Genomic DNA, 11,688 nt, shown 5'->3' with positions numbered 1-11,688 from the left:
GTTAGAGCAGCGTTCCCTGCCCCATCCCCATGTTTCAAGAAGTCGGACGATCAACCGCCCTCGCTTCCGAGGTTGAAAATACAAGACGGCGTCCGTCACGCAATCACCAACTGCCACCTTTGTGCTGTTTGCATCTGCCTTCACAGACCCCTGTTGCTCAAAGGACACAAAATCGACATACGCCCCATCGGCTTCTTTATACTTCGTTAAGAAACTCCCGGTTTTGCAGGGGTTTAGCGCTATAGAGCATGTGGAGAAGCCGGCGATATGTGCCGCAATGATACCGGTTTTCGGCCGGATTCTGGGCTTTTCGCGATTTGCTTATAAAGGTGTCGATGCTACGACGAAGCAGTTCGAAGCTTGCCGAGCCGCCGTGAATCACTGACCGGCGCCGATGATTCCCGATTTTGATTCTACGCCGCGCTGAATTCGATTCCATCAACGACAAAATCCGCCGGAAGGATTCGCGGCGGGCGATTCAGAATTCAATTCTGGGAAATCTCTAAGAAGGATGGCGGAGAAGATGACCGCCGCGTCCGTGTCTTTTGTAACTTCTATGCAAAGCGGTCTTTGATTGTCTGACGTTTTTTGGCAATCGTTCGGTCTATCGCGCCTTGGATGTCTCTTCTGACAAGCGCGCAAATTGGGACCGAGGTTAGGACGATGGCAAGGAACAAGCTCACAGCGACCCAAGTGAAGGCAGCGACAAAGCCCGGCCGGCTTGGCGACGGTGACGGCCTTTACCTCGTGATCCGGAAGGACGGCGGCAAGGCTTGGGTCTTTATATATGTGCGTAACGGCAAACGGAAGGAGATGGGCTTCGGAGCCGTTGGCAGCGGGACGGGCCGTGTGTCACTGGCTGACGCCCGAGTGAAGGCGGAAGAGGCTCGCTCGATCCTTGGCCGCGGAGGTGATCCTTTCCTTGAGATGGAAGAGCGCAAGGCTCGCAAGAAGCCCCACACATTCGAGGAAGCCGTCGCCGCGCTCCTAAAGAGCCTCGACGGAAAATGGAAGAACCCAAAGCACGAGGCCCAATGGAAGATGACCCTTGGCGCCGCCTATTGTAAACGGCTCCTGAAGAAGAATGTGGCGGCGATCGATACAGACGATATCGTTGCCGTCCTGCAACCTCATTGGAAGGAGAAGAACGAAACCGCCTCCCGGCTTCGCGGTCGACTCGAGCGCGTTCTTGATTACGCGCGGGTTGCCGGTTGGCGCGAAGGTGAAAACCCGGCTCGGTGGAAGGGGCATATCGAGCACCTCCTGGCTAAGCCGGAGGAAAAGCTGAAGCGAGGGCACCACGCGGCCCTCCCCTATATCGAGATGCCAGACTTTATGAAAGCGACAGCTGGCGTAACTGGCTTCGGCGCCAGAGCCCTCGAATTCCTCATCCTAACGGCCGCTCGCACCGGAGAGGTGTTAAAAGCGACTTGGGCCGAAATCGATCTCGACGCCGCTGTGTGGACGGTTCCGAAAGAACGGATGAAGGCAGGACGAGAGCATCGTGTCCCGCTTTGCCCGCGCGCCATCGAAATCCTCAAGGCCATGCTGAAAGTCCGCATCAGCGATTACATCTTTCCCGGACTGAAAGAGAAATCGCCTCTGTCCGACATGACGTTGCAGAAGGTGTTGCGGACCCTTGAGTATGCCGACCGGGCCACTGTACACGGTTTCCGAAGCGCATTCCGAGATTGGGCTGGAGACCGGACAAATTTCCCTCGTGAAGTAATCGAAGCCGCCCTCGCCCACATCATTGGGGATGAGGCAGAAAGAGCCTACCGCCGCAGTGACGCCCTCGAAAAGCGGCGCAGGCTCATGGACGCATGGGCGAATTTCCTAGACGGAAACAAGTCTGCGAAGGTGATTCAATTAAAAAAATAGTTGCCCTGTGATTCAGCTAAATTTTATTCCCAAAGTTTTCAGCGATTGGCAGCAAAGTTTGCGCAATACGCTTCGTATAATCGTTTGTTTTCAACGAAAACTGGCCTAACGAATCTTTGTTCGATACTGATCGTATAATGAGGCGTTCTTGCCAATCGGCAATTCCAATAATTAATACATAGCCGTCCCACTTAACTTGGATGGCAACAATGACAGAAACAGACATCAAACTAATCAGTCTCAAGGAGGTCTGCAAAATGACCTCCTTGAGCCGGACCGGCGTCAACAACGCAAGGTCCGCCGGGCGCTTTCCCAAAGCGGTTATGCTCGACGGAAAACGGATTGCATTCGTTCGGACGGAAGTCCTCGAATGGATGAACGCGCGCATTCAAGCGCGGTAACTAACTCTCCAAAAATTCAAAGGAAATCCACATGGTCAATACCGTGAACGGCGAAGCTTTGCGCCCCGCAAAGCTTGTAGGCACCACACTCATCAACGGCTCGCCCGTAAGTTTTTTCACCCCTCCGCACAACGAACCCGATTTTCTCTGGGTGGATTTCGAGGAGCTGGCGCTAGCATTCCTTCCCGAAGTCGACGCAAAGCGTTTCGTGCAATTCGCGCATAACTTCTCTCCAAGAACCCGGACGGTGACCACGGCAGTGAATGGGGATCGCATTGCGACAATAGCGCCGCACCCAATGGCGCAGGCCTTTGCAAGCTTCATTGATCAACGAAACGGGCAAGTTAGCGGTGACCGCGAAGACTGGAACGATGGCCCAGCACACCAAGAGTATTGCAGCGCAGCCGCGGACCTGGAGCACGATCACGGCGTCAACAACTCTTTCGAAACCATCACGGCCGCCTTCAAAAACCAGGGCGGGCCATTTATGCGAGAATTTGAGTAGCGGGGTCTGCCGGTGGCCGAATTCAACGCCCGTGACAAAAGCCGCACCGCGTCGACGAAGGCTGACCAGATGCGGTCCAAGAACACTCAGCCCCCTAAGGATCAAGGGGGCTGGATCGCAGTCACCATGCAGTTTCTGGAAAGCGCAGCTTACCGTTCGCTAAGCCTAAACGCGCGGCGAGCGCTAGATCGGCTCAAAATTGAGCACATCTCACATGGCAGAAAGCGTAACGGCCTTTTGATCGTGACGCATCTCGATTTCATCGCATACGGCCTCACCAAGGATCTTGTCGGGGACGCGATCGACGAACTCGTACACAAGGGCCTCGTGCGGGTTACCCGTGGAAGGGCCGGCAACGGAACAGCGCATCCAAATGTATTCGCCCTTACGTTCGATGGAACGCACGATGGATTATCGGCGACGAACGATTGGGCAAAGATCACCTCTGACGATATCCGTCGCTGGTCGGTCTCGACTCGGCAGCTTAAACTTGATGCACGCTCAAAAGTCGGCCGGAAGAAAAAACCTCGGTCCGAGAAGTCGGAATCCGTCCACCCCCACTTGTCGGAATCCGTCGGTCTCTCTGAGGTGCGCCGATGATTAGACTTCCAATGTTTACTGGTGTCGACCCAATTCCGGGTTCTAGGAATGCTCTATATAGTATGGGAGGGGATGCCGATGTCGGATGACCTTCCTCTCTTCACCTGGAAGCCACCACCCTGCCGCTTCCTCGTGTTCCCCCTGACGAGCCGGGTCGGCAAGATTCGGGACACAGCTAGCAAGCTGCTCGATAAAGCGACCTCCCGTCACCGTCTCTACTACCGATCGCAGGTTTCTGATGCATTGTGCGCCCAACTGCAAAAGCTTGCAGTGCCGGAACGGGATATCGAGCGAGAGATCGCGTCATTCTGGCGACTCGTCGACCAGGAAACGCGGCGGCAGGCTTATCAAGCGGGGATCAGTCCAGAGGAGCTTGGATGAAAGGGTCGGGCCTTCCCATTACCGGATTGGCTGTTGGCCCGGCCTCCAAAATGCGGATAGCATGATCCACAATGCCTCGGTAACGAAGCGCATCCTCATATGAAAAATCCGCCATTGTGTCATGAGCGGCGGCGTTCCCGACAGCCAACGCGTCGTCAAGCAAACTAGCGGCGACGGAATCGATCGAATTGCTCTCTCTTAGTCGCCTGAGGATTGATCGCCCTGACAGGTTGCCTCCGATACTCCACCCCAACGCTCTCGCGTAACTCGTCATGTTGTCTGCAATCTCGCGGCGCATTTCAATCATTGCGGAGCGGGGAGAAATCCGAGCTAACCTTTCGAAATTCGAGAGTTCCTCAGGGGTCGGCGGCGCGGCGTCCGGTGCCGGAGGTGGAAGCTGATCAACGGCGCGTTCCGCTGCGTCCAGGCGGAAAGACACCTCGGTGTCCTTATGCTTCAACCGCATGTGCGGAAGTAGCGGTCGGATCTCTTTCCTGAAAATGTAGACGCTGGCCACTACCGCTGCGGGCCAACCCAAAGACACTAACGATGAAAAAAGCGATGCGAAAAAATCGAGATAATTCATGATGGCCCCCGCTGCTTTAGAGCGATGAAACAGTTTCCAATCAAGAAAAAAGTTACGGTGGTCAGGGGCACCCGTTGACCCCGGACTCTTGACGAATAAGTCGAGAGGAGTCATTTTCACCACGAATCATATTGGTCCGCCTGAGACCGAATCAAAACCCGCCAGCGCAAGCCCGGCGGGTTTTTTGTTGTCTGGAGGTCAGCCTTGGCCGCTGTCGTCGGAAGTCTTCTTGTCGAGTTGCAGGCGGACAGCATATTGCTGTCCCGCGCCCTGGCGGCGGCAGGGCTCGATATTAACCGCTTCGAGAGTCGGACCGGCCGTTCGCTGTCGACAATGGACCGGCAGTTTCAGGCCCGCTTTGCCAGCATGTCGCGATCAGTTGGCGGTCTCTCGAAAGCAGCGAAGGCAAGCCTCGGCGCGTTGGCCGTTGGCGCCGTCTCCAATGTCACTCTTCGCAGTTTTGCCGACCTGAGCGATTCAGCAACTAAGATCCGAAATTCGCTGCGATCCGCTGGCCTGTCCGGCGACGAGCTCACTGACACGTATGGCCGGCTTTATCGCGCTGCTCAGGAAAACGCTGCTCCCATCGAGAGCCTCGCGACGCTTTACGGGCGCGTAGCCATCAACCAGAAGGAATTGGGCGCTTCGTCGGCGCAACTGATCGGCCTGACAACCAACGTCGCAAAGGCGCTGAAGGCGCAGGGCTCGAACGCGGAGGAGGCCTCTGGTGCACTACTGCAGCTTTCGCAGGCACTCGGTTCCGGGAAGGTCCAGGCCGAGGAGTACAACAGCCTTATTGACGGTATGCCGGTTCTCCTGCAAGCCGCCGCCGCCGGCATCAAGCAAGCGAATGGCAGCGTTGCGGAGCTCACGCGCCTTGTAAAGGCAGGCGAGATTTCTTCGAAGGCCCTGTTCGACGGCATTGCCGCCGGCGCCGGCGTTATCGATCAGCGGCTTTCCGGATCGGCCGAAACGGTCGGCCAGGCCATGACCCGCATCAACAATGCCCTGACGGATGCGGCAGGCAGGTTTTCGGAGGCATCAGGCGCATCAGCCGCGTTTGGCAACATTCTCGATCGGGTCGTTCGGTACATAGACGGCGTGAATTTCGACAACGTCGCCGACCAGCTTGCTAAGCTGATTACCATCATGGAGACCGCGACGACGGCGCTGAGCAATCTGTTCGCTGCGGGCAACCAGGTTGCGGGCATCGATGTTTCAAAGCTCGCGGACTCCATCATCCCGAAGGATGGCGAGTCGACAGCTGATTACTTGCATCGTGCGGTTTACGGCACATCGGCCGCCGATGACCAGGCGAAGGCGAATGCCCAAGAGCGGCTCCGGATTGAGCAGCGCATTGCCGAACTGAAGAGCGCCCCCGACCAGAACAGCCCCCTCATACAGCGCGATCTAAAGCTTGAGCAAGCCGCACTCGATGGTCTCAACGCCTCGAAGAAAGAGTTCGAGCAGCCGCCCCACCCGATGACGCCAACGCCTCGGCGGCCGATGCAGGGGCCGGAGCGTCCGAAGTTCACGCTCGAACCCATCGATATCACGTCGCCCGAATACAAGCCGCCAGCTACGGCCAAGACAGGCACGGGAAAGAGCCGCGGGACGCGCGCGACTGCCGATGATCGGTTCAACGCGGACCTGCAGTCGATCCGTGACCGTGCCGAAGCGCTGAAACAAGAAGCTGCGACCATCGGCCTGTCTTTTCAAGAGCAGGTGAAGCGACAGACAGCTTTGCAACTTGAGCAACAGGCGCTCGCCGATCTGCGCGAGGAAGCTCGCCGCAAAGGCGCGACCGACCTGGAAAGCATCCGCCTGTCCCCTGACAAGGTCGCCGCGATCCAGAAAGAAGCCGCAGCATATGCCGAGCAGGCTGCCCAACTGCGAAACGTAGAGGATAGGCAGCAGCGAGCCGAAGCAGCGGCCGAAGATTTTTACGGCACCTTCAAGGAGTCGGCGATCGGCGCGATCACGGGCGCGAACTCATTCGGCGACGCCCTCGTAGCGCTTGGTAAGAAGCTCCAGGACCTTCTGCTAAATGCGGCTTTCGACAGCTTCCTGAAACCCGCGACTTCCAGTTCGTCCGGCGGTATCTTTGGCGGCCTATTCTCCGGCATAGGCAAGCTCCTCGGCTTCGACCAAGGTGGCTACACCGGTCCTGGCGGGCGTCTACAAGCAGCCGGCATTGTCCACCGCGGCGAATACGTAATGTCGAAGCGTGCGGTCGATCGCGTCGGTGCGGGCAATTTCGAGACAATCCATCGTATGGCTCTGAAAGGCTACGCTGATGGCGGCGCTGTCGGCCTCGGCAGGGCGCAGGCGCTCTCGATTCCGTCGATAGACGCGTCGCGTACCGTTGATCGGATGCAGGCTGGCGCGATGGAGATCCGCGTTGCCGTCGACGTCGGTGTCGATGAGAGCGGCAACCTGCAGCCGTTCGTCCGGTCGGTTGCCCGCGAGGAAAGTCACGGAGCGGTGACCCAATACGATCGGCACATGCCGGACCGCGTCCAGCAGATCAATCGCAATCCGCGTCGGCGATAGGGAAGGAAACACAAATGGCATTTTCAGGCGTCCGCATCGAATGTTACCGTGGGATGACCGTGCTCCGCGACAGTTGGTGGAGCTACCTCATGCCCGGCTTGCTAGAATGGTCGCAAAGCTTCGCTAGCCCGGCAGTTTCCGGGATCACAACGAAGACAGCGGTACGGGTCACGGCTGATGGCGATCCTGTCTTTCGCGTGCATAACGCAGAAGCGATATACGTCGCAATTGGCCGCAATCCAAATGCAGCTGACGATAGCAAGCGCTTGTATCTCAGTGCGGGCGGCTCAATCGTGCTTAAAGCGGAGCCGGGAGATAAACTGGCTTGGGTTGCGGCGTGAGAAGCCAGCATCACGACAAGATGCGCCGGCTCAATCAGCCGTGGCGGGCGTGGTACCAAACCAAAGAATGGCAATCGATTCGCGCCAGACAGCTGCACCAGGAGCCGAGCTGCCGACTGTGCTCGGAGGCAAGCGTCCGGACGCCCGCGACTGTTGTCGACCATATTGACCCCCATCGCGGCAACCGCTTCCGCTTCTTCGCTGGACCATTCCAGTCTCTGTGCAAGCAGTGCCATGACCGGGCGAAGCAGCAGAGTGAGAAGCTCGGATACTCAACGAAGATCGGATCGGATGGTTTGCCCTCCGATCCGCGACACCCTTTTTACCGCTAAGCGCGCCGGCTGCAGCGCGTGACGCCGCACGGTCCGGCGGATAGCGAAAGCTTCCCCTCGGCAGCCGAGGCTCTCCGGCCCCATTGGGCGAGGCACAGGAAGCAGACCGTACTCTTTCACTTCAAAGGAACAGATTATGACATCATTCGTGATTGCTCTCCCCGAGGCGGGCGAGCATGCCATCCTCACTTTCGACGTTCGCGACTTTGAGCTGCTCGAAGCTGAACTCGGCGAGGATTACGTCGCTCGTATCTTCGAAGGCCTTGACCGCCGCGCCATCACCACGCTTCGACGAGCCCTGACCGCAGGGTTGAAGGGCGGCGACGTCAATCAGGCGCTGAATGCACTCCCTCTCGACGAGCTCTGCATGCGCGTTGCAGACGCGTTCTATCTCCGGATTCATGGCCGCACTCTGTCCGACGACACCGGGAGGGCGGGTCAAAAGTCAGACTCCTGATCGGCCATAGACCGGTCCGGTGTCCCGTTCGCAGAATTAGTTTTGAATTTGAGGTGCCGGCATGGGCTTGCGCGGACCAGGCGCCGCGCGGCAGAAGCGCGCCGCTCAGCAGCTGACGGAAGCGAAGAAACGGCGGTTGCCGTGGAAAAAGAGTGGGCTCTCGAAAGCCGAACAGGTCATTGCCTTCCTGCAATGGCTGCCCATCACGAAGGGTCGGCTTCGCGGCAAGAAGATGAAACTGCTGCCATCACAGCGAGAATTCATCACCAACGTTTTCGCTACAGACCGCAAGGGCAGGCAAAAGGTCTCGCTAGCGATCCTGTCCGAGCCGAAGGGAAACGGAAAATCTGGTCTCATATCTGGCGTATGTCTGGCGGCTCTTCTTGGTCCGCTGTCTGAAGAGCGCGGCGCGGTATTTTCGGCTTCGATCGACCGCGGTAAGGCCGGCCTCATCTTCGACGAGATGAAGGCTGTCATCCTTCGCGTGCCGGAGTTCGCATCTCGATGCAACATCACGGATTTTCATAAGAAAATTCAGGTTCTGAGTGGTGATGGCTTTGACTCGACGTTCGAGGCCTTATCTGCCGATGCCAGCCGTTCGCAGGGTCTCAGCCCGACACTCTGGGCCTACGATGAAGCGGGCGAAGCGCCCGATGGTGAGTTGCTTTCGGTTCTGCTCGAATCCGAGGGCAAGCGCGACAGCACACTTGGCATCGTCCTTTCGACGCAAGCGGAGTCCGATGATCACCCGCTCTCGCGCCTAATCGACGACGCCGAGAGCAACAGCGACCCGTCGGTATACCTGCAGATTCACCGGGCGCCGATGGACGCAGATCCGTTCGCCGACGAAACTCTGAAAATGGCGAACCCAGCGTGGGGCGTGTTTCTTGATCTGGAAGCTCTCCGGAAGTCGCGTGATCGCGCTCGGCGCATACCTGCTTACGAGCCCGGATATCGTCGCCTCCGGCTCAACCAACGTATCGACTCGAGATCGGAAGACAGGCTGGTGACTGCGTCCGTCTGGAAGGAAAATGCGCAGCATGTCGACCGCCGCGCCCTGAGAGGAAAGCCTTGCTTCGGCGGGCTCGACCTCGCCAGCAAGCACGACCTGACCGCGCTGGTTCTTACGTTCCCGACAGGCGATCGCCCGGCCCACTACGATATCCTGCCGTTTTTCTGGACACCCGAGGGCCAGATGGAGAAGCGTACGCCGGCAGAACGCGAACGGTTTCGAGAATGGATCGGCCAGGGCTTCATGAAAATGGTGCCAGGGGACGTAGTTACCACGGCAGCGATTGCAGCCGATCTCGTCGCGCTCTGCGATGAGTTCAAAATTCAGACGATCAACTACGACCGCTGGCATATCGAGTTCCTGAAGCGCGATCTCGCGGAACTCGACGTGAAGCTGCCGATGGACTCCTTCGGGCAAGGCCACTCCAAGGCCATGGCACCGGCGGTCGAATTTCTCGCTGAGTGCGCCTTGACCGGTCGGCTTCGGCATGGCGGCCATCCTGTTCTTACTGCCTCGGTCGCCGGCGCGATCGTCACCCGCGATAAAGCGGGTAACCCAATGCTCGACAAGCCGAAGTCCAACAAGCGTGGCCCGGTGAGGATCGACGGTGCCGTCGCGCTGACTATGGCCCTGGGCGCCGCTAAAGGCTTCGAGCCTCCGCCTCCGAAACCCACGCTTTCCGGCATGCTTCGCGCGCCAATAATGGTGATTTGAATGAGTTTCAAGACATGGATCGGCCGCAAGTTCGGCCTGGCGAATGTGGAGCCGTGGACGGCCTTTTACGGCGGCTCCTCTGCAGCGGGAAAAGCGGTCACGGATCATACCGCATTGAACCTGGCGACGGTATGGGCATGCGTGCGCCTCAACTCGGAAGCCGTGGCGAGCCTGCCCCTTCAGTTGTTCGAAAAGGACGGCAAGGGCGGGCGAAATCCGGTGGATCATCCCCTCGGAGAAATCATCAGCGACTCACCGAATTCCGAACAGACCGCATTGGAGTTCTGGGGAGCAATCGCTGCTTGGATGCTTGTGCGAGGAAACGGTTATGCCGAGATCGATCGCACCGGCGGCCGCATCAACGCGCTGAACTTGCTACCGGCTGATCAGGTGGACGTGTCGCGCGATCAATACGATGAGCTACGCTACCGGTTCAGCGATCGCGGCAAGGCCTACGATCTACCTGCCGAGTCTGTTCTCCACGTTCGCGGCTTCGGCTTCGGAGGGGATCTCGGTCTCTCTGCTGTCCGTTTTGGCGTCCAGACGCTGGGCGCCGCCATTGCTGCGGACGAGACGGCGGCTAAGACATTTGCAAACGGCGCAATGCCGAGCGGCGTCTTGTCGACGGATCAGGAGATCGACGATGAGCAGCGGGAACAGCTCTCGAGTCTTCTGAAGCAGTATGCGGCGTCTACGAATGCCGGCAAGATCATGGTGCTCGAAAGCGGCCTTAAGTTTGAGAAGCTGTCGCTGGATCCGCAAGCGGTGCAGATGCTGGAGACTCGCCGCTTCAATACCGAGGAGATCGCGCGTTGGTTCGGCACGCCGCCCATTATCATCGGCCACGCCTCGCAAGGGCAAACGATGTGGGGCTCCGGCATCGAGCAGCTCATTCTCCAATGGCTTCTCACTGGTCTCAACCCGCTGCTGACGCGGATCGAAAAGCGCGTCCGGAAGCAGCTGCTGTCACCGGCCGACCGCCGTCGCCTTTACCCGGAATTCAACCGGGAAGGCCTGCTTCAGGCGGACAGCGCCGCGAAGATGACCTTCCTCTCCGGCGCCGTCCAGAATGCTCTTATGACCAGAAACGAAGCCCGGGCGAAGCTCAATCTTCCGGCGATGGCGGGTGGGGACACGCTCACCGCTCAAGTCAACCTCGCGCCAATTTCGACCCTCGGCGCGCAACCGGATGTCCAGGCCAAGGCGGCGCTACGCTCGTGGCTCGGCATCGAGGAGAAGCCCGAATGAGCTTGAAGATCCGCGACTTTGATCTTGAGGTAAAATCCGTCGACAGCAACGGCCATTTTTCCGGCTACGCATCGGTATTCGGGGTTGTCGATAGCTACAACGAGATTGTTGCGCCTGGCGCCTTTATCGACAGCATCGCCGATCGTAAGTCGAAAAACAGGAAGCTCCCGACCCTTTGGCAGCATCGTTCCGATATGCCGATCGGCGCCTATGACGTCTTCAAGGAAGATGAGAAGGGCCTCTATGTGGAGGGCCAGCTGTTGGTGAAGGATGTCGCTCTTGCTCGCGAGTCTTTGGCGCTCATGAAGGCGGGCGTCGTGACCGGTCTGTCGATCGGCTATTGGGTGCGCGCGTCGACCTATGACGAGAAGACCGGCATTCGGACGCTCACACAGGTCGACCTTGAAGAGGTGTCATTGGTCACGTTTCCCGCAAACGACGACGCCCGCGTTGAGGCCGTCAAACTGAAGTTAGCCCATGGCGGGCTTCCAACCATTCCTGAATTTGAGAGAGTCCTGCGCGATGCCGGGTTCTCTCGTAGCCAGGCCGCGACGATCGCCGCGTACGGTCTGAAGCATCTTCTGCGTGATGCCGAAGAACCGGCGAATGCCGCGGCCGCGAGCGACCTTGTGAAGGCGCTTTTCGGTCTAACCCTCCCTAAGTTCTAAGGAAAACAT

The 11,688-nt window shown here is 58.4% G+C and carries 12 protein-coding genes; 11 read left to right on the top strand and 1 reads right to left on the bottom strand.

Translation table 11 applies throughout. The features are described from left to right. Nucleotides 1-663 precede the first annotated feature (663 nt). The 5 genes from ACEN84_RS15200 (at nucleotide 664) to ACEN84_RS15180 (ending at nucleotide 3,768) form a co-directional block, all read left to right on the top strand. On the top strand, nucleotides 664-1,881 hold the full coding sequence (locus tag ACEN84_RS15200) for a tyrosine-type recombinase/integrase (RefSeq protein WP_413709156.1): 1,218 nt from the start codon (nucleotides 664-666) through the stop codon (nucleotides 1,879-1,881). Nucleotides 1,882-2,090: 209 nt separating this feature from the next. Next, nucleotides 2,091-2,282, top strand: a complete 192-nt coding sequence (locus tag ACEN84_RS15195) for a helix-turn-helix transcriptional regulator (protein ID WP_413709155.1) — start codon at nucleotides 2,091-2,093, stop codon at nucleotides 2,280-2,282. 31 nt (nucleotides 2,283-2,313) lie between these two features. Further along, the gene (locus ACEN84_RS15190) at nucleotides 2,314-2,787 is read left to right on the top strand and encodes a hypothetical protein (protein ID WP_413709154.1); all 474 of its coding nucleotides are present in this window, start codon (nucleotides 2,314-2,316) and stop codon (nucleotides 2,785-2,787) included. Nucleotides 2,788-2,799: 12 nt separating this feature from the next. Beyond that, nucleotides 2,800-3,387, top strand: coding sequence for a hypothetical protein (locus tag ACEN84_RS15185; RefSeq protein WP_413709153.1), 588 nt, complete (start codon nucleotides 2,800-2,802; stop codon nucleotides 3,385-3,387). Nucleotides 3,388-3,465: 78 nt separating this feature from the next. Next, nucleotides 3,466-3,768 (top strand): DUF6074 family protein, encoded by a 303-nt coding sequence (locus ACEN84_RS15180; protein WP_413709152.1) that lies wholly within the window; start codon nucleotides 3,466-3,468, stop codon nucleotides 3,766-3,768. Here the strand turns inward: ACEN84_RS15180 and ACEN84_RS15175 are convergent. Further along, entirely contained in the window at nucleotides 3,746-4,354 is a 609-nt protein-coding gene (locus ACEN84_RS15175) for a hypothetical protein (protein WP_413709151.1), read from the bottom strand. The genes ACEN84_RS15180 and ACEN84_RS15175 overlap by 23 nt on opposite strands. A gap of 204 nt (nucleotides 4,355-4,558) precedes the next feature. On the opposite strand from ACEN84_RS15175, the gene ACEN84_RS15170 reads away from it, so the two are divergent. The 6 genes from ACEN84_RS15170 (at nucleotide 4,559) to ACEN84_RS15145 (ending at nucleotide 11,679) form a co-directional block, all read left to right on the top strand. Further along, a complete protein-coding gene (locus ACEN84_RS15170) occupies nucleotides 4,559-6,907 on the top strand; it encodes a tape measure protein (protein WP_413709150.1) in 2,349 nt (782 codons plus the stop codon). A gap of 14 nt (nucleotides 6,908-6,921) precedes the next feature. Further along, nucleotides 6,922-7,248 (top strand): hypothetical protein, encoded by a 327-nt coding sequence (locus tag ACEN84_RS15165; protein ID WP_413709149.1) that lies wholly within the window; start codon nucleotides 6,922-6,924, stop codon nucleotides 7,246-7,248. 468 nt (nucleotides 7,249-7,716) lie between these two features. After that, nucleotides 7,717-8,037, top strand: a complete 321-nt coding sequence (locus ACEN84_RS15160) for a hypothetical protein (protein WP_413709148.1) — start codon at nucleotides 7,717-7,719, stop codon at nucleotides 8,035-8,037. A gap of 61 nt (nucleotides 8,038-8,098) precedes the next feature. Further along, on the top strand, nucleotides 8,099-9,763 hold the full coding sequence (locus tag ACEN84_RS15155) for a terminase TerL endonuclease subunit (protein WP_413709147.1): 1,665 nt from the start codon (nucleotides 8,099-8,101) through the stop codon (nucleotides 9,761-9,763). Next, the gene (locus ACEN84_RS15150) at nucleotides 9,764-11,011 is read left to right on the top strand and encodes a phage portal protein (RefSeq protein ID WP_413709146.1); all 1,248 of its coding nucleotides are present in this window, start codon (nucleotides 9,764-9,766) and stop codon (nucleotides 11,009-11,011) included. Continuing rightward, nucleotides 11,008-11,679, top strand: coding sequence for an HK97 family phage prohead protease (locus ACEN84_RS15145; protein WP_413709145.1), 672 nt, complete (start codon nucleotides 11,008-11,010; stop codon nucleotides 11,677-11,679). Before ACEN84_RS15150 ends, ACEN84_RS15145 begins: the two co-directional genes overlap by 4 nt. Nucleotides 11,680-11,688: the final 9 nt, after the last annotated feature.

The organism is Rhizobium sp. Rhizsp82 (genome assembly GCF_047325115.1).
Lineage (GTDB): Bacteria > Pseudomonadota > Alphaproteobacteria > Rhizobiales > Rhizobiaceae > Rhizobium.
Note: the sequence above shows the minus strand (reverse complement) of the source record. Positions and strands in the feature narration are given on the sequence as shown.